Below are 16,998 nucleotides of genomic sequence, written 5' to 3'. Positions count from 1 at the left end.
TTATCATTTTCCAGCCCCGGAAACAACAATCGGCGGCGCACCCCGTGCGCAAACCCGGCTGATCGCCCGAAGATGTGGCGCTGCTGGACGTTTACAATGGCAGCAGCGGGCACTGGCGGCGGATACACTGAGGGTTGGCCACAGCCTGGTCACAGGTGAAGTCGGCCTCAGCCAGCAGGGAAACCGGTAGCAGCTCTCGGGAGATGGCGGCGGCTTCGCGCAGGACGATGAAGGCTTCCCGCCGGCAGCAGCGGGCGCCGGTGACAGAGGCGACAGCGGACAGAATCCGGGCGGATATCTCCTGTGCCTGGCGGCGGGGCTTGGGGGACAGCGGGGTGGCATCCAGCAGAATACTGAAGGCGATCCCGGCCCCAACCGCAGCGCCGCAGTTGCCCCAAAAGCCGCAGGCCCCGCCGGGTATTTGGGAACCGCGCGCTATGCCGGTGAGGATCGCTTCCCGGCTCAACTCGCCGCCCCGGTTGCGATAGGTGGCCAGGATCACCCCCGGCACCAGGGCGTGATGTTCCGGGCCGTGCATGGGAATAGCCGGAGAGTGGCGGATTTTGGCCAGCAGGGCCAGCATGTCCTGCTCGCTGGTTTCACTGCAGATCGCCCGGATGACCGACAGGCCGTCACGTTGGTGACAGTCGTCGCAGACGTAATGATGCTGCCGGCAGACGGCGTTGGTTTTGCTCACCACACCGCAGTAATGGCAGGCCTGATCACGTTCTTGCCGGGAGTATCGAAGTTCTTCACCACAGACCAGGCAGCCGGCCTGATGCCGGACGGTGGCGGTACCGGCCCCGGCCGGCGCTGCCGACGACGGGCAACAGCTGCCGGCGGCAGCCCCCGGCCCACCGGCCGAATTGCCCGAACCGGGCGTAAACAGCGGCAGGGTTTTCTCCAGCGGCGCCGACGCTGCCCCTGCCGGAGCTTCCTTTGAAGCTGGATCTTCCGGTGAGGCAGGCGGGCAACAACCGCCGCTCATGGGCAGGTTGGTAACCGCCCCGGCCTCGTCGAGCACCAGGATCGCCTCATCCCGGCGCTCGGCCTCATTCAGGACGGTTTGCAACCGCTGCCCCTGGCGCAGCAGCACCCCGGCGGCGGTCTGCACGGCGGCAAAGGGCCCCCGGTAGATGACCTCCAGGTTTTGTGGCGCCACTGGTTTGTCGGCCGCAAAGGTCAGGGAATAAAAACGGGTGTCGCCCTCCTGGCGGTAGGGGAAGCGCTTGAGCAGGCGGCTGCCGGCAAAACCGCAGCTATGCAACATGGCCAGCAGCTCTTCCTGGTGCATGGCTCCTCCCAGGCATTCGCCCCTGAACCTGGTGTTGTTTTTTATCGCCACCGGCACCGGCTCATCGGTGACGATGTCGGAAACCACCAACCGGCCGCCGGGCTTGAGAATCCGCCAAATCTCGTGAAAGACCCGGCGTTTGTCCGGGCTGAGGTTGATCACACAGTTGGAAATCACCAGGTCGGCACAGTCATCGGGCAGGGGAATGGCCTCCAGCAGTCCCTTCTTGAAAGCCACATTATCAACCCCCAACTCCCGCACCACCGTCGCCTTGGACTTTTCCGCCAGGGCCAGCATCTCATCGGTCATATCAATGCCGAACACCCGCCCAGACGGGCCAACCGCCCGGGCGGCAATAAAACACTCCACGCCGCTGCCGCTGCCCAGGTCAACCAGCACCTGGCCGGGTTGCGGGGCGGCATCATGGACCGGGCTGCCGCAACCGTACGATTTCCGGCGGGACTCCTCGGGGATGTAGGTGGCCAGACCCTGTTCCGGAGCCAGGGGGTTAACGATGTCATCTTGAGCGCTGCGGGCGGCGGCGGCGTAAAATTCCCGCACCGGCCCATGCCCCCGCCCCTGCTCGTCGGCCAGGGAGATCACGCAGTTGCAATGGGTGAAGCTGACCGCCGCTCCGCCGTCTGGACAGTCATGCCTTACCTCACCCATGGCCAGCAGCACCGCCGGCTCCCGGGCGACCGCCGGTGACGGTACGGGATAACTGTCGGCCTGGCGGGCGATCAGCCACAGGGCCAGGCCGTTGTATAGTTCCAGGTAAGGATCATGGCCGACCGGTGCACCGCCGGCCAGATAACTGTGGTCCAGATCGCCGCCGCCGATCAGCAATTTAAGCGGGTTTTGCCGGTAGGCCTCGCTGTCTTGCAGAGAGGTAGCGCGAATCTGCCGCAGCACCGGGCTTTGTTGCCAGATCCGGGCCAGGCCGTCGCTGAGGGGGCCGCAGTCCAGCTCCTTGACGCCCATCAGGGCCGGCGAGGGATAAACATGGCCGTCGGGGCCGACGGTCAGCGACTCCCAGGCGGTGTTGGCCAAATCATAACGGGTGCCCGGCGAGGAAAAAACCTGGCCGCGCAGGGTTTCCACGTTGTCGATCAGCACCCCGCGCTCTTCCGCCCGCTCCTGGGCGGCCAGCAGCCGGGGCAGGATTTCGGCCGGCGCGACAAACTGCTCCCGGCTCCCAATGCCGCGGACAAAATGCCAGATCAGATGCAGATTACCCACCCCCTGCTCGGCGGCAAAATCCACCATGGCCGGCAGTTGTTCGACGTTGATCCGGTTTACCGCCACCGCCAGGGTGGCCGCCAGGCCGTGGCGACGCAGCAGTTGCAGGGCTTCCACCAGGCCGGTGAAACTGCCCCGCCCCCGAAGCTGATCATGCTGCTCGGCCAGACCGTCAAGGCTGAGCTGCAGGTGCAGCCGGCCGGGGGGCAACTTTTGCAATTCGGCCAGGTGGTTGACCAGCAGCAGGCCGTTGGTCAGCACCACGGCATGGTGGTCGGGATCGGCCAGCAGCCCAGTCAGGATGGCGGTAAAATCGGGGTAGGTAAAAGGTTCGCCACCGGTGAAATAGAACAGCCGGCAGCCCATCTCCCGGGCCTCGGCCAGACCCCGGCGCAGCAACTCGGCGGGCAGACTCTCGGCCGCCAGGCCGGGGCGGGAGGCAAAAAGACAGTGACGGCAGGCAAGATTGCAGTTGTTGGTAAGGTGAAACCAGCACTCTTTAAGGGCGGGATTTTCACCCTCCCGCAACAACTCGCCCCGGCCCGGGTAGGGCGGGACCTGCTCGCCCAGTCGGGCCAGCAGGCGCCCGGCCGTCACCAGGTTGGTGGCCAACTCCTGTTGGTCCAGCCCGCCCTCCCGGCCGGCGGCACAAAGCGCCTCAGCCAGGGAGCCGGAGGAGCCGCCGGCCTGCAGAGCCTGCAACAGCCCATCGGCCCGGTTGTTGACCACCACCCAGTCTGGTTTTTCAGAATTTACATAAATCGCCCGGCTGTCGCAGGTCAGCCGTCGCCACTCGTCAAGCATGGTTGCGCCTCTTGTTTTGCAGTTCAGCGGCGCAACTTAAGCAATAGCTAAGGCCCGGTCAAATAGATTTTGGCAATTCAGTATGCACCGAGCCATAAATAAAACTTTGGCCTTATAGTGATAAGTTACCACCTGTTGCTTGATGCTTTAACGGCCGTAACCCGGTCCCGGGGGGGGTGGTGGCATATCATAACCCGGCGTCCTGGGCCTGGGCGGCACTCCATAACCGGGCCCCGGAGGAGCCGGTGGCATATCATAACCCGGTGCCCTGGGCCTGGGCGGTACCCCGTAACCCGGGCCGGGGACGGGCGGGGGCGGGCCGTAAGCCGGCGCCGGCGCGGCCAGGGACTTGATATAGGCGATCATATCCTGCATCTCCCGAGAGTCTTCGGCGATGGCCTCACCTTTGTTGGCGTTGATGATGCAGAAGTTAATCGCCTCGGCCAAACTGTTTTGTCGCTCACCCATGATCCTGAATCTGGTTTTGGTCCCGGATCGCTCCAGCCCCTGCCCCCCGGGATGGCAGGAGTTGCAGGACACCTGACCGCCAAAGGCCTTAGGATCATTAAACAAAGCCTGGCCCCGTTCCTCGGCCGCCGTTTGCCCCATCAGGGTCGCCGGCACTGCCAGCCCCATCATCAGTGCCGCCGTTAAAACCAACTTTTTTCCTTTACCGTTCATGCTGCCACCTCCTTTTGCGTTGGTTTCCTCAAAACAGAGTAATCATGTTGGAACGCTTATTTCATTCTCCACATACAGCACTGGCTGTGCAAGTAAAATAATGCTACGCTAGGTAACTGTCGGGGCTGCTGGGGCTGACGGGAGTACGCCGACCGGCAAAACATCGCCCCCGAACCGGAGGGAGAAGCGGCATGAAAATTCGTCTGCTGGTTGCCGGCCTGCTGGCAATGATTGTCGCAATGGGGTTGTACCTGCTGCCCGCCCGGGAGTTGGCCGTGGAGGTTATGCAGTGGGTGGAGGGCCTGGGTTTTACCGGTTACGTGGTGTTTTTTCTGTTGTACGCTTTTTTTACCTTGCTGTTTCTGCCGGGGTTTATTCTTACCGTCGGGGCCGGGGCCATCTTCGGGCTGGCCGGCGGTTTTGTGGCGGTATCTTTGGGCAGCACCGTGGGCGCCGCCCTGGCCTTCCTGCTGGGGCGATTTCTGGCCCGGGAGGCCGTTGAGCGCAAAGTGGCGGGTAATAGCAAATTTGCCGCAATCGATGCCGCCGTGGCCCAAAAGGGCTGGAAGATCGTTTTTCTTACCAGGCTGAGCCCCGTTTTCCCCTTCAACCTGATCAACTACGCCTACGGCCTGACCCGCATCCCCTTTCCCCATTACGTGCTGGCCTCATGGATCGGCATGATGCCCGGCACCCTCCTTTATGTTTACGCCGGCTCACTGGCCGGCAACGTGGCCCGGGCGGCACTGGAAGAAACTCCTTCCGCCGGAACCTGGGAGCTGGCCTTCCAAGGTCTGGGGCTGCTGGCCACCCTGACCGTCACCATCTACGTCACCCGGCTGGCCCGCCAGGCCCTGCAACAGGCAGTACCGGTGGAAAAGCAACAGTGAGAGGTTTTGCAGATGAGCAAATTCGATTATGACCTCGGTGTTATCGGCGGTGGCGCGGCGGGCTTGACCGTGGCCTCGGGGGCGGCGCAACTGGGGGTAAAGACCCTGCTGGTGGAAAAAGAAGAGGCCCTGGGCGGGGATTGCCTCCATTACGGCTGCGTGCCCAGCAAAACGTTGCTCAAGTCGGCCCATGTTTATCAGCAGATGAAAGAAGGAGCGCGCTACGGGCTGCCGGCCATCACCCCACCGCCGGTGGACTTTGCCGCTGTGGCGGCCCGCATCCGGGAAGTGATAGCGGTGATCCAGCAGCATGACTCGGTGGAACGCTTTTCCCGCCTGGGGGCCGAAATCCGCTTTGGGCCGGCCCGTTTCCGCGACGAGCACGCGGTGGAGATCGACGGCCAAACCGCCAGCGCCAGAGCCTGGGTGATCGCCACCGGGTCATCCCCCCAGATCCCGGCCATCCCCGGCCTGGATAGAACCCCGCATTTGACCAACCGGGAAATTTTCTACCTGGACCACCTGCCCGACTCAATGCTGATCCTGGGGGCCGGCCCCATCGCCGTCGAGATGGCCCAGGCATTCAGCCGCCTGGGCAGCAAGGTGACGGTGGTCCAGCGCAGCAACCAGATTCTCAGCCGGGAGGATCCCGACCTGGCGGCCCTGGTTCAGCGGGAGCTGGAACGGGAAGGGGTTGAGTTTTTGCTTAAAACGGCGGTGCGGCGGGTGGCCGATGGCGGTGATCGGCGCGAAGTGGTGGTTGCTGATGCGGCGGGCCGGGAACAGACCATTGCCGCCGAAGCCTTGCTGGTGGCCTTGGGCCGAAGCCCCAACACCGACGGCCTGGGGCTGGAGCAAATCGACGTGCCCTTCGACCCCCGGGGCATCAAGGTGGACCGCCGGTTGCGGGCCGGCCATAAACATATCTACGCCGCCGGCGACGTCATCGGCGGCTACCAGTTCACCCATGTGGCCGGTTACGAAGGGGGCATCGCCCTGAGCAATGCCGTTTTCCGATTGCCGCGCAAAACCGACTACACCTGGGTACCCCACTGCACCTACACCAAGCCGGAACTGGCCGGGCTGGGGCATAACGAAAAAAGCGCCAGCGCCGCCGGCCTGAACTACCGGGTGCTGAGCGAGGAGTTTGCCGCCAACGACCGGGCCCGGGCGGAAGGCGAAACCGGCGGCAGGCTCAAGCTGCTGCTGGACCGCCGTGACCGTCCCCTGGGGGTGACGATTGCCGGACCCGGGGCCGGCGACATCTTAAGCCAGTGGGTGGCGATCATGAACGGCAAAGTTGGCCTGGCCCGCATCGCCGCCGCCATTCACCCCTACCCCACCTTGAGCGAGATCAACAAAAAGGCGGCTGGTTCGTTACTGGCCCCAAAGATCTTCTCCCCCCGCGTCCGCAAAATCCTGAAACTGCTTTTCGGCTACCGGGGCTGATTTTTTTGCAAATGTCCAGCCGAGGCGATAACCTTACTTTACTTTAGGTCAGCATTCTTTGCCCATCAGCGGTGAAATCCGATGAACTTTAAATTGCCTTTCCGCTCCACCAAGCAGCGAACCGCCGCCGCTATTCCCTGGCTGGCCGTGGCGCTGGTGCTCTTCCTTGCTTTGCTGGGTGTTGATTTGCTGAGCGAACACCGGCAGCACAGCGAAAAAGCCCTCACCAGCACGAAAAACCTGACCCAGGCGCTGGGGTTGCAGTTAAACGCCAATTTTGAGCAAATCGACGGCGGGCTCAGGTTTGTGGACCAGATGCTGCAGTTTGTGCCCAGCGATATGCAGGGTTTTGCACAACTTTCCGCCGCTGACCAGCAAACCGTTATAAGCCAGCGCCTGGCTGCCCTGAAGAAAATTTTTCCGGGCATTGAAGGGCTTTTTGTATTTGATGCCGAGGGCCGGCAGAGCTACTCCTCCATCCCCTTCACTACCCCGATCAGCATCGCCGATCGGCCCCATTTTCAGCTTTTACGCGACAACCCCGAAATCGACACCACCTTCTCCGACATCATCATCGCCCGCACCACCGGCACTGATGTCATAAGCCAGATAAGGGCCCGGCGCGACGCGGACGGCAACTTCCAAGGGATCATCGGCGCCGTAATTCCCCTTGAAAACATCAATCGCTTACTGGCCGCCCTGGACCCCGGTCCCGGCGGCGCCGTCCTCCTGCGGCGCAGCGACACCACGGTACTGATCGCCCGCCAGCCCGCCTACGACCCGGCGGACTTCAACCAGCCGCTGCCCCCCGACAACCCCATCTACCAGCGCATCGCAGCCGGCGAACGCCAGGGCGAGCTGACCTACACGGCCAGCCCCGATGGCATCAAACGCCTGGGCAGTTTCCAGGTGCTGGATAACTTCCCCTTTTACGTGCAGGCAGCCATGGCGCAATCCCATTACCTGGCCGGCTGGCGGCAACGAGCCAAGGTCAATATGGCGATTGCCTTCTTGCTGGGGTTTGGCTTTCTGATGGTCGCCCGCCATCTGCATAAAAGCGAACGGGCCCGACAAGCGGCGATGACCGAATTACGCGCCAGCGAACAGAAGCTGGCCGAGTTCTCCCGAGATGTAGAGGCCTTCCTCGACTTCACCACCGACTTTGTCTATTTCAAAGATGAGCACTCTCGGATCCGTTTCTGCAGCCAGGCCATGGCGAAAATCACCGGCCATACCGACTGGCGGGAGATGATCGGCAAACACGACCGGGAGATTTTCCCGCCCGAAACGGCCCGCATTTACCAGGAGGAAGAGTCGCCGGTTTTCAGCCGGGGAATCCCGCTACTCAACAAAATCAACCCCTATTACGATGAACTCGGCCGGATCGGTTACGTCCAGACCAACAAATGGCCGCTGTTCGACGCCCGGGGCAAGGTGGTGGGTATCTTCGGCATCAGCCGGGATATCACCGCGCAAAAAAAGGCCCAGGAGGCCTTGGCTCGCTCCAACGCCGAACTGGAGCAGTTCGCCTATGCCGCCTCCCACGATCTCCGGCAGCCGCTAAGAATGATTAACAGCTACATCAAAATCCTGATAGACAAACTAGGCGGTCAACTCGAAGGCGAAACCCGCGAGATGATGCACTTCGCCGCCGACGGCGCCAGTCGGATGGACAAGATGCTGATCGCCCTGCTGGAATACTCCCGGATGGGCCGTTTGGGTGAACCGATCGCCCCGGTGGATAGCCGGGAAATGGCCCGGGAGGCCATCAACTACCTGCAACCCCTGCTGGCTGAAACCAGCGGCCGGGTGGAGCTGATCGGCGACTGGCCGGTGGTGGAGGCCAGCTATAACGAAGGAGTACGGCTGTTTCAGAACCTGATCGGCAACGCCCTGAAATACCGGGCTCCCGAGCGCCCGCCGGTGGTCATGGTCGAGGTTCGCCCCGGGGAGCACTGCTGGGAGTTCTCGGTTAGAGATAATGGCATCGGCATTGATCCGGCGCAGTTCTCCCGCCTGTTCAAGGTCTTTCAGCGCCTGCACAACCGGGAGCGTTACGAAGGCACCGGGGTCGGGTTGGCCATGGCGCGCAAGATCGTTGAACGCCACGGCGGCAGGATATGGGTGGACTCCCGGGGTGAAGGAAAGGGCAGCACCTTCATTTTTACCCTGCCGCGGTCGGGCCGGGATCTGGAATCGGAAGCCGAGCGGGCAGCGCCAAAGTAAGCAAGCACAACTTCCAGCCACGACCGGGAAAAACCAGCTTGACTATTCCGCCCGACACCAACAGTTACTGTTTGCGTTTTTTTACGTTACAACAAATAATTGGCACCCTTTATTTGTTAATTTGACAACAAAAAATGATTTAATTGACAGCCCCTTAAGTTTTGGTTAATCCTCTACTCATCATGAATGAGAGCGGCACGAGCAAGCGGATTACCATTGACCCCCTCAGCCGGGTGGAAGGGCATCTTAAGATCGAAACCCGGGTGGAAGATGGGGTGATCACCCAGGCCCGGGCCGCCGGCCTGCTCTTCCGCGGCCTGGAGAAGGCGCTGATCGGCTACGACGCCCGGGTGGCCCAGCAGGTCACCCAGCGGGTCTGCGGGGTCTGCCCATATGCTCATGCCGAAGCCGCCGCCCTGGCCCTGGAAGACGCCATGGGCATCCGCCCCAACGCCAACGGCCAGTTGCTGCGTAACCTGATCACCGGCGCCTACCTGGTGCATGACTCCCTGCTGCACTTCTACCAACTGAGCGCCCTGGATTTCATCGATATTGAGGCGGTACTGGCCTACAAAGGCGGCGATCCCGTGCTGGCGGCAGTTCGCCAATGGGTGGAGGAAGAAGTCCGTTCATCCCGGATCTTCCCCGGCGCCCCGTTCCTGCCCCGTTACCGCCACGACGATCAACTGCCGGGTGACACCGACAGCCTGTTGCTGGTCCGCAACTACTTTGCCAACTTCACCCTGCTGGCCGATTTGCAGAAGATGGTGGCCATTTTCGGCGGCAAGGCGCCGCACCCGGTGGCCATTGAAGCCGGCGGGGTCACCACCCGGCCCACCCTGGGAATGCTGGCCCAATATCGCACCCTGCTGCGGCGGGCCGAAGCCTTTGTGCTGGGACCCTACCGCGAAGACATCTTCAGCGTTTGCCGGGCCTTTCCGCACTACTTCCAGGAAGGCCGGGGTTACGGCAACTTTCTCTCCTTTCCCTTCCTGCCCGAGGCCGATGGCGACAATCACCTCTTTGCCGGGGGCGCCCTGCTGAACGGTGAACACCAACCTCTGGAGCTTGACGCCATCAACGAAGATCACACCTACGCCTTTTACCGCCAGCAATCCGGCACCGCCCTGCCGCCCCTGGCCACCAGCCGCCTCACCCCCCTGGACTGGCAGGAGTTCCAACGGGAAGAGCAGCGAAAAGGCGGCAAGTACAGTTGGAGCCGGGCTCCCCGCTATCGCGGCGAGGTCATGGAAGTCGGGGCCGCGGCCCGCATCGTCAACAGCTACCACCAAGGCGGCAACCAGGCTCTGAAGGAATTGGTGGACCACACCAATCGGGAGCTTGGCATAACCGTGGCCGATTACAACTCGGTGATGGGCCGCCACCTCAGCCGTTACCTCTCGGCGGCCCTGATCATCGGCCGGCTTAAGGAGCAGCTTGAAATGGTAAAGGATGGCGTGCTGGGGTTTGAGGAACGGGAAGTGCCGCGCAACGCCCGGGGGGTGGGGATAACCGAGGCCTCCCGGGGCGCCTTGGGGCACTGGCTGGAAACCGACAAAGACGGCTTGATCAAAAATTATGAACTGGTGGTGCCCTCCACCTGGAATTTCGGCCCCAAAGATGCCGCCGGCAAGCCCGGGGCGGTGGAAAAGATGCTGCTGGGAACCAGGATCAGCAACCCGGAGCAACCGCTGGAGGCGGCGCGGATCGCCCGCTCGGCGGATCCCTGCATTGCCTGTTCCGTGCACTAGGTAGGTTTCATGACTCCGTTCAGTCGCCGGGAATTCCTGAAAAAAGTTTACCGGGTGGTAATCGCCGCCGGGGCGGCGCCATTGCTCTCCTTTGAAGAGCTGCTGGCCGCCGAAGCAGATGAGCGCTCCCGGCCGCGCCCCAACCTGGTCTGGCTGCAAGGCTCCTCCTGTTCGGGCTGCTCCATCTCCCTGCTCAATATCGAACAGATCACCGTGCTGGACCTGTTGACCCAGTTCAGTCGCCTGCTTTACCACCCCAACCTGGCCCAGGCCACCGGCAACCAGGTGGGGGAGTTGCTTTCGACCTTGGCCGATGGCGATGAACCTTATCTCCTGGTCCTGGAAGGCGGAATCCCGGCCACCATGCCCCATGCCTGTATGCTTGACCATCAACCCCTGGGCCATTGGGTCAGCCGGCTGGCGGCGGGGGCCAGCGCCTGCCTGGCCGCCGGCACCTGCGCTGTCTCCGGCGGCGTGGCTGCCATGCCCGGCACCCTCACCGGGGTGGTTTCCTTGACCGAGCATCTGGCTCAGGAAGGAATCAAGACCCCGGTGGTCAACCTGCCCGGCTGCCCGATGAAACCGGAGCACCTGGTTTACACCCTGCTGTACTTCATGCGTCACCGGAGTTTACCGGAACTGGACGGCCGTCGTCGCCCCAACCGTTTTTTCAGTCACACCATCCACCAGCGCTGCCCCCGTTACGCCTCGTTCCAGGAACAGGACTTTGCCCGCCACATCTGGGAGGAGGGCTGCCTGCTGGAATTGGGCTGCCAGGGACCGGTCACCTACAATGACTGCCCCGGCAACGGTTACAACGGCAACAGCAACTACTGCCTGCGGGCCGGCCACCCTTGTATCGGCTGCGCCAGTGAGCTTTTTCCCCGGCCGGTCCTTTATCATCTTTACGACGACCCCCGGGTGCGCAAAGGGCTGCTGCAGGGAGACAGCATTGCTCCATACCGCCGGGAGCGGGGAGGCACGGAATGACTCCACCACCGGCCTGGCGGCAATGGTTGAGCAACAGCGACCCGGAACGGGTGCGGGGCCGGTTCATGGGCATCGTTTTTTGTTGCCTGCTGCTGACCTCCCTGCCGGCCATGGTGCTTTTTCACCACTACCAGCTCCAGACCTCCGAGGCGATGATCCGGGATCAGGGTTACGGGGTGCTCGCCAACTACATCACCCAGACCAGGGATTCCATCGAAAAAGGGCAGCGCAAATCCTTCGCCCTGGTTATGGACAACATCGCCCAACTGGAAGGCGTGGTCGCAACCACCCTTTACGATCGCGACGGTCTGATGAACTACCGTTCCGGCAAGGTTACCGTCGGCATCCCCTTTGTCCGCGACAGCCAGGGCAATCTCATCAACCCCAACGAGGAGCTTTACCGCCAAACCAGGGGGATGTTCCTGCGTGACGACTGGAACCTGGAGGATCGCAGCAACTCCCCCAGCGGCCGGCAACACCTGCGCCAGGTGGCCGGGCAGCCTTGCGCCGACTGCCATTTCCAGCTCGACCAGGGTATCTCGTTCAATGATCGGGGCCGGGCTGAAGCACTGGGCAGTCGCACCGCTCACTTTTATGAACGGATCCCGGTGGACAGCCAGTGCCTGGTCTGCCACACCAACTGGCGAGTCGGCGAGTTGGCCGGGGTGTTGGGGGTCAGTATGGACAAGGGCGCCTTTCTCTCCCAGGCCCACGAAAACACCCGCCGCCTGATCTACTTTCTGCTGCTCAACGCCGCCCTGATATTGGCGGTTACCTTCCTGGTGGCCACCATGTACCGCCAGATCCTGGTCACCCGGCAACAACTGACTGAAAAAAGTGGGCGCCTGAGCGGCCTGCTCGACAACTCCGGCCAGGGCTTTCTCTCCTTCGGCCCCGACCTGAGAGTGGAACCGGAATACAGCCGGGAGTGCGAAACTCTGCTGGGCGCCGAACTGAGCGGCAAACCCATCACCGAGCTTCTGTGCTCCGCCAACGAGCCGGAGGCCGGCCGATTGGGCGATAATATCCGGCGGATTTTCGAAACCCCTGATGAGTTCAAACGCGAAACCCTGCTCTCCCTGCTGCCCGGCCATTTTCAACTCAACGACCGTGAGCTGGAAGTCGATTACCGGCTCATCGGTGAGCGGTTGATGATGCTGGTCATCACCGATATCACCGAAAAACTGCGCCTGGAGTCCCAGGTCGCCGAGGAACAGACCCGGCTGCGGCTGATTGTCTGCGCCGCCACCGAATCGGCGGAGCTTTTCGAGGTCCTGGACGATTACCGCCGCTTCGGCCAACAGGAACTGCCCCGGCTGCTTGATGCCGCCGCCGGCGACCGGGAATCGGCCATAAACGAGATCTATCGCCAGGTCCACACCTTCAAAGGACTATTCGGCCAACTGGAGTTCATTCACCTGCCCCGCAGCCTGCACCAGCTCGAAACAGAACTGCGGCAAGACCAGGAAAAGGCCGGACAAACCCCCGACCCCCGGGAATGGCAACACCAAATGCAGCAGGCCGACGCCGCCCTGGAGCAGGACCTGCTGATCCTGCGTGAGACCCTGGGAGAAGCCTTTTTTACCCGTCGCGGCCAGCTTCTGCTGGCCGCCGAGGAAGTGGAGATGCTGGAAAATCTGGCCGAGCGGTTGCTGCACGGCCAAGGCCCGAGCCTGGACAGCGAGGAGACCCAAACCATGCTCCGACGGCTGCAGCGGCTGCGCTACGTTCCGTTTCGCAACCTGCTGGCCGGCCACGCCAAAGCGGCGCAAAAACTGGCCGAACGCCGGGAAAAAGAGCTGGCCCCCATCGAGATCGATGATCAAGACCTGCTGGTGGCACCCGAGATTTACGCGCCTTTCAGCAAGTCTCTGGTCCACCTGTTCCGCAACGCGGTGGACCACGGCCTTGAAACACCGGAAGAGCGCTGGGAGCAGGACAAGGAGGAGGAGGGACACCTCCACTGCCTGGTGCGGCAAGAGGGCGACGAGATTATCCTGGAAATCAGCGACGACGGCCGCGGCCTGGATGCCGAAAGCATTCGCCGCAAGGCCGTGGAACTCGGCCGCCTGAGTGCCGACCAGGCCGCCGCCGCCCAACCGGCGGAACTCCACCTGCTGATCTTCGATGACCAGTTCACCACCAAGGACCAGGCCGATGAGTTATCCGGCCGCGGCGTGGGACTGGCAGCGGTGAAGGCTGAAACGGAGAGACTTGGCGGTCGCATCGAGGTAACATCAACCCCCGGGCAGGGCACGACTTTCCGCTTCCGGTTGCCTTATCTGGAGAAAAAACCGATAAACATCACCGCGGAGGAGAGTGATGAGCAACGACAAGCTCAATAGCGGCCGGGTGCGCCGCCTGATGCAGGCCATCGGCAAACGGACCATCGAATACCTGAAGGAGGAGCTGGAAATCCCCGTAAACAAGGCGTACCAGGCCGGGGAGGACGTGGTGCGGATGCAGTTGCGGGAATTGACCTCAATCCTGGCTCTGGACGCGGAAATCCGCTTGCTGGTGGCCTTCAGCTTCGACCATGACCTGGCCGAAAAAATTCTTACCGCCAGTGCCGAAGGGTTGCAAATCGCCGACGATGAACGGGATGAGATGCGGGAGGAAGCAGTGGCGGAAATGATTAACATCGTGGCGGGCAACGCCATTGCCGGCCATGAGACAAAAGGGAAAACCATTTCTATTACCCCCCCGGTGGTGATCAATGAAGCCAAAACCATTACCCGTCACAAAGGGGCGACTTTCCGGACCATTCAAATTGTAACCGGCGCCGGCCTGATGAGTATTCATTTTGTCGGACCGAAAGATTTTTTTACCATGAACCTGGACTATGCAGAGGGAATCAATGACTAATCTCGAGATAATGGTTGTCGACGACTCGGCTTTAACCATAAAAAAACTGGGGGCCATGCTGGAGCAGCTTGGTCACCAGGTAAGCAAAACCTGCAAAAGCGGCATGGAAGCGGTGGAGACCTTCAAGTACCTTAAAGACAAAGGCTTACCCCGGCCCGACCTGGTAACCATGGATATCACCATGCCGGAAATGGACGGCATCGCCGCCACCAGCCGCATCCTGGCCATGGACCCCGACGCCCTGATCATCATGGTCACCTCCCACGGCCAGGAGCAGATGGTCATTGAGGCCATTGAAGCCGGCGCCAAAGGCTACGTACTGAAACCCTTTAAAATAGAAAAACTCAAGGAGAGCATCAACCAGGTAATAACACGCTACAAAAAGGAATAACCGGCCTCATCATCGGCGGGGGTCGGCGGCCGCCGCAAGGCCAGCAGGGTTTCACCGTGCAGGGAGATGGTGCAGTTCAGCTCTTCGATGGTGAAATGCCAACTCAGGCAGGGTGGGTGCGAACAGGCCGCCAGGCCCTCCCGCGACTCGGGCAGGCCCAGCTGAAAACTGCACTCCGGGGGCAGCATCTCCCCCAGCAGACGACCAGCAATGGTGTTGAGCAACTCGGCCAGAAAATCGTTTTCGATCGCTTCGTCAATCTCCTCCAGCACCGGACCATACACCGTGGCGGCCAGATGCTTGACCAGGGGCTCGGCCATCAGCAGACGAAACTCCCCCTGCACCGGGTCGTGGACCAACAGGGCGACACTCCTCACCCCCTCGTCAAAGCACGGCGCCTCGGCCACCGGCCGAGCCTCGGTGAAGGCGGTATTTTCCATGACCTCCGCCATCACCTTGGGCAACAATTCATCCCAAGCACTTGTCTCATTCATCGTCCCATCCTTTTGGCTCACTCTGCGGTGGCAGCAGGCCCTGCAACAGGGCGCTGATCCTGGCCGGGGAGACCGGCTTGCCAAGCACCGCCATGGCTCCCAGTTCCAGTAATTCTTTTTCCTTGGCGGGATTGCCGGCACTGCTTACCACCAGCACCTTGGTGTCGGCCAGCTCAGGGTTGCTTTTCATCCACTTAAGCAGGGTGGAGCCATCCATCACCGGCATGGTCAGATCGGTGAGTACCAGATCCACTCGTTGCCGCCGGATCGTTTCCAGGGCCTGGCGGCCGTTTTCCGCCTCAATGATCTCCGCCTCCCGGAAACCGGCGATTTCCAGGCAACGCCGGATGAACATCCGGGCGGTGGCGGAATCATCCACGATAACAATACGCATAAACTCCTCCCTTCCTGTAATCGTTCAGCAGCACCGCACCTTCGGGCGATCAGCCAGGCTTGAGTACCCGGTGTACGCTGCACCTGGCTGCTTGCCCGAATCTGCGGCACTGCTGAACGATTACGGCCCGTTTGACCGGTAAGTCAGTACTACTGGTGCACGGTTACTCCTTCCTAAAAAACCTCCGCCACCTTGCTAAACTCCTCCTCCACCTGCAAAACCACCATGGGCAGCCCCTTTTCGTCTAGGGTCAGGTAAGCTTCATAATTTCTATCCAGGTGGTACTGCAGGGTGTCGGCCCCGGTGCCGACCCCCGAGAGCATGGCAACAATATCGGCCAGGTGGACAATGTAGAGTAACTCCCGCCACATCGGCGGGGCCTGGCCGGGGGTGTGGTGGAAGCGGCAGACCTCGGGCAGGGGAACGGGCAGGGACCACTTGGTGGCGATGGTAAAGCCTGCCTCGGCATGATCAATCCCCAGCAAAACCCGCTCGGCGGCGAGGAAATCGGCCACTTTGCCCTGTTCCACCGCCCGGCGGATCCGGCCGGCGTTATCCCCCAGGTAATCGGAGATCACCGCCTTGCCCAAGTCATGGAGCAGGCCACAGGTAAAGGCCAGTTCCGGGGCGACCTTGCCGGTGGTTTGCCGGGCCAGGATCTTGGCGGCCAGGGCGGTCTTCAGGTTATGCCGCCACAACTCCCCCTCCTCGGCGGCGTAACCGTCGAGTTTTTTGTCCAGTAGCAGGCCGGCGGCCTCTTTCATGGCCGCCCCCACCACCAGGTCTTCCCCCAGCAGGGACACCGCGTGGTCAATGCCGGTTATTTTGTTTAGGCGACCATAAACCGGCGAGTTGACCACCATTAAAACCCGGGAGGTGAGCAGGGCATCATTTTTGACGATGGCCACCACCTCGGCCAGGCCATGATCGGGCTCCTGGACCAGGCGTAACAGGCGGATGGCGGCGGCGGAAAGGCGGGGCAAACGGCCAATGGCCTGGTCAATCGCCGCCTTTTGCTCTTTACTTTTCATAGTTCCCACTCCCCCTTGGCGGCGCACGACAGCATCACCCGCCCGGTTCCCACCGTCACCGCCACCGTGCGGCTGATCCCCCCGCCCACATCCTCGGCCACCGGCCCCATGCCCAAAGGCCAGAGGATCTTTTTCAGGGCCAAAATATTGCGTTTACCGATATTGAAGGTGTTGTTGGCATCCATCACGTTGGCCCCCCCGGCCATCTTGACCACCATCCCCTGGGCCAGCTTGGTGCTGCAGGTCCCGGTACACCTGCCCATCTCCTTGAGGATGGCCTCCACCCCGGTATCGGCAAAGTAGCCCGGGCGCTTGGCCGCGATATCCGGGCTGATCAACGATTCCGGCAGGGCGACATGGATCAGCCCCACGGTGCGGGTGGGCTTGTGGAGAAAGATCACCGCCACACAGGAACCCAGGGCAAAGGTTTTCACCACCTCCCCCGGATCGCTGGAAACGGCGAACTCGCCCACTCCCACCACTTTGCTTTTCAACATGC

The 16,998-nt window shown here is 61.8% G+C and carries 14 protein-coding genes; 8 read left to right on the top strand and 6 right to left on the bottom strand.

Annotated features, from left to right (window positions below):
* Positions 1-91 precede the first annotated feature (91 nt).
* Both DAAHT2_RS03475 and DAAHT2_RS14590 read right to left on the bottom strand, forming a co-directional pair.
* Positions 92-3,337 carry a radical SAM protein gene (locus tag DAAHT2_RS03475; protein ID WP_013162914.1) on the bottom strand — a complete coding sequence of 1,082 codons (3,246 nt, stop codon included), beginning with the start codon at positions 3,335-3,337 and terminating at the stop codon, positions 92-94.
* A gap of 147 nt (positions 3,338-3,484) precedes the next feature.
* Positions 3,485-4,018 (bottom strand): c-type cytochrome, encoded by a 534-nt coding sequence (locus DAAHT2_RS14590; protein WP_013162913.1) that lies wholly within the window; start codon positions 4,016-4,018, stop codon positions 3,485-3,487.
* Positions 4,019-4,209: 191 nt separating this feature from the next.
* Between DAAHT2_RS14590 and DAAHT2_RS03465 the strand changes: the two genes are divergently transcribed.
* The 8 genes from DAAHT2_RS03465 (at position 4,210) to DAAHT2_RS03430 (ending at position 14,580) form a co-directional block, all read left to right on the top strand.
* Positions 4,210-4,908: a TVP38/TMEM64 family protein gene (locus DAAHT2_RS03465; RefSeq protein WP_013162912.1), complete on the top strand. Its 699-nt coding sequence runs from the start codon at positions 4,210-4,212 to the stop codon at positions 4,906-4,908.
* 12 nt (positions 4,909-4,920) lie between these two features.
* On the top strand, positions 4,921-6,357 hold the full coding sequence (locus DAAHT2_RS03460; protein ID WP_013162911.1) for a dihydrolipoyl dehydrogenase family protein: 1,437 nt from the start codon (positions 4,921-4,923) through the stop codon (positions 6,355-6,357).
* 81 nt (positions 6,358-6,438) lie between these two features.
* On the top strand, positions 6,439-8,583 hold the full coding sequence (locus tag DAAHT2_RS13750) for an ATP-binding protein (RefSeq protein ID WP_013162910.1): 2,145 nt from the start codon (positions 6,439-6,441) through the stop codon (positions 8,581-8,583).
* Between the two features lie 182 nt (positions 8,584-8,765).
* Entirely contained in the window at positions 8,766-10,334 is a 1,569-nt protein-coding gene (locus tag DAAHT2_RS03450; RefSeq protein WP_013162909.1) for a nickel-dependent hydrogenase large subunit, read from the top strand.
* A 9-nt stretch (positions 10,335-10,343) separates the two neighbouring features.
* Positions 10,344-11,324: an NADH-quinone oxidoreductase subunit B family protein gene (locus DAAHT2_RS03445; RefSeq protein WP_013162908.1), complete on the top strand. Its 981-nt coding sequence runs from the start codon at positions 10,344-10,346 to the stop codon at positions 11,322-11,324.
* Positions 11,321-13,669 carry an ATP-binding protein gene (locus DAAHT2_RS03440; RefSeq protein WP_013162907.1) on the top strand — a complete coding sequence of 783 codons (2,349 nt, stop codon included), beginning with the start codon at positions 11,321-11,323 and terminating at the stop codon, positions 13,667-13,669. Before DAAHT2_RS03445 ends, DAAHT2_RS03440 begins: the two co-directional genes overlap by 4 nt.
* Positions 13,647-14,189, top strand: a complete 543-nt coding sequence (locus DAAHT2_RS03435; RefSeq protein WP_013162906.1) for a chemotaxis protein CheX — start codon at positions 13,647-13,649, stop codon at positions 14,187-14,189. The genes DAAHT2_RS03440 and DAAHT2_RS03435 overlap by 23 nt, the downstream gene beginning before the upstream one ends.
* Entirely contained in the window at positions 14,182-14,580 is a 399-nt protein-coding gene (locus tag DAAHT2_RS03430; RefSeq protein ID WP_013162905.1) for a response regulator, read from the top strand. The genes DAAHT2_RS03435 and DAAHT2_RS03430 overlap by 8 nt, the downstream gene beginning before the upstream one ends.
* Here DAAHT2_RS03430 and DAAHT2_RS03425 read toward each other — a convergent pair.
* The 4 genes from DAAHT2_RS03425 to DAAHT2_RS03410 all read right to left on the bottom strand — a co-directional run bounded on the left by DAAHT2_RS03425 (position 14,565) and on the right by DAAHT2_RS03410 (position 16,996).
* The gene (locus DAAHT2_RS03425; protein ID WP_013162904.1) at positions 14,565-15,074 is read right to left on the bottom strand and encodes a hypothetical protein; all 510 of its coding nucleotides are present in this window, start codon (positions 15,072-15,074) and stop codon (positions 14,565-14,567) included. The genes DAAHT2_RS03430 and DAAHT2_RS03425 overlap by 16 nt on opposite strands.
* Positions 15,067-15,468, bottom strand: a complete 402-nt coding sequence (locus tag DAAHT2_RS03420) for a response regulator (protein WP_013162903.1) — start codon at positions 15,466-15,468, stop codon at positions 15,067-15,069. The genes DAAHT2_RS03425 and DAAHT2_RS03420 overlap by 8 nt, the downstream gene beginning before the upstream one ends.
* Positions 15,469-15,641: 173 nt before the next feature.
* A complete protein-coding gene (locus tag DAAHT2_RS03415; protein ID WP_013162902.1) occupies positions 15,642-16,499 on the bottom strand; it encodes an HDOD domain-containing protein in 858 nt (285 codons plus the stop codon).
* Positions 16,496-16,996: a chemotaxis protein CheD gene (locus tag DAAHT2_RS03410; RefSeq protein ID WP_013162901.1), complete on the bottom strand. Its 501-nt coding sequence runs from the start codon at positions 16,994-16,996 to the stop codon at positions 16,496-16,498. The genes DAAHT2_RS03415 and DAAHT2_RS03410 overlap by 4 nt, the downstream gene beginning before the upstream one ends.
* Between the last annotated feature and the right edge of the window lie 2 nt (positions 16,997-16,998).

Origin of the sequence: Desulfurivibrio alkaliphilus AHT 2 (assembly GCF_000092205.1) — a bacterium.
Lineage (GTDB): Bacteria > Desulfobacterota > Desulfobulbia > Desulfobulbales > Desulfurivibrionaceae > Desulfurivibrio > Desulfurivibrio alkaliphilus.
This window is presented reverse-complemented; position numbering and strand designations above follow the sequence as displayed.

Excerpts from the sequence above, each read along its gene's own strand:
- DAAHT2_RS03415 (WP_013162902.1), bottom strand. The coding sequence starts at position 16,499 with ATGAAAAGTAAAGAGCAAAAGGCGGCGATTGACCAGGCCATTGGCCGT.
- DAAHT2_RS03425 (WP_013162904.1), bottom strand. The coding sequence starts at position 15,074 with ATGAATGAGACAAGTGCTTGGGATGAATTGTTGCCCAAGGTGATGGCG.
- DAAHT2_RS03475 (WP_013162914.1), bottom strand. The coding sequence starts at position 3,337 with ATGCTTGACGAGTGGCGACGGCTGACCTGCGACAGCCGGGCGATTTAT.
- DAAHT2_RS14590 (WP_013162913.1), bottom strand. The coding sequence starts at position 4,018 with ATGAACGGTAAAGGAAAAAAGTTGGTTTTAACGGCGGCACTGATGATG.
- DAAHT2_RS03465 (WP_013162912.1), top strand. The coding sequence starts at position 4,210 with ATGAAAATTCGTCTGCTGGTTGCCGGCCTGCTGGCAATGATTGTCGCA.
- DAAHT2_RS03420 (WP_013162903.1), bottom strand. The coding sequence starts at position 15,468 with ATGCGTATTGTTATCGTGGATGATTCCGCCACCGCCCGGATGTTCATC.
- DAAHT2_RS03440 (WP_013162907.1), top strand. The coding sequence starts at position 11,321 with ATGACTCCACCACCGGCCTGGCGGCAATGGTTGAGCAACAGCGACCCG.
- DAAHT2_RS03460 (WP_013162911.1), top strand. The coding sequence starts at position 4,921 with ATGAGCAAATTCGATTATGACCTCGGTGTTATCGGCGGTGGCGCGGCG.
- DAAHT2_RS03445 (WP_013162908.1), top strand. The coding sequence starts at position 10,344 with ATGACTCCGTTCAGTCGCCGGGAATTCCTGAAAAAAGTTTACCGGGTG.
- DAAHT2_RS03450 (WP_013162909.1), top strand. The coding sequence starts at position 8,766 with ATGAATGAGAGCGGCACGAGCAAGCGGATTACCATTGACCCCCTCAGC.
- DAAHT2_RS03410 (WP_013162901.1), bottom strand. The coding sequence starts at position 16,996 with ATGTTGAAAAGCAAAGTGGTGGGAGTGGGCGAGTTCGCCGTTTCCAGC.
- DAAHT2_RS03435 (WP_013162906.1), top strand. The coding sequence starts at position 13,647 with ATGAGCAACGACAAGCTCAATAGCGGCCGGGTGCGCCGCCTGATGCAG.
- DAAHT2_RS13750 (WP_013162910.1), top strand. The coding sequence starts at position 6,439 with ATGAACTTTAAATTGCCTTTCCGCTCCACCAAGCAGCGAACCGCCGCC.
- DAAHT2_RS03430 (WP_013162905.1), top strand. The coding sequence starts at position 14,182 with ATGACTAATCTCGAGATAATGGTTGTCGACGACTCGGCTTTAACCATA.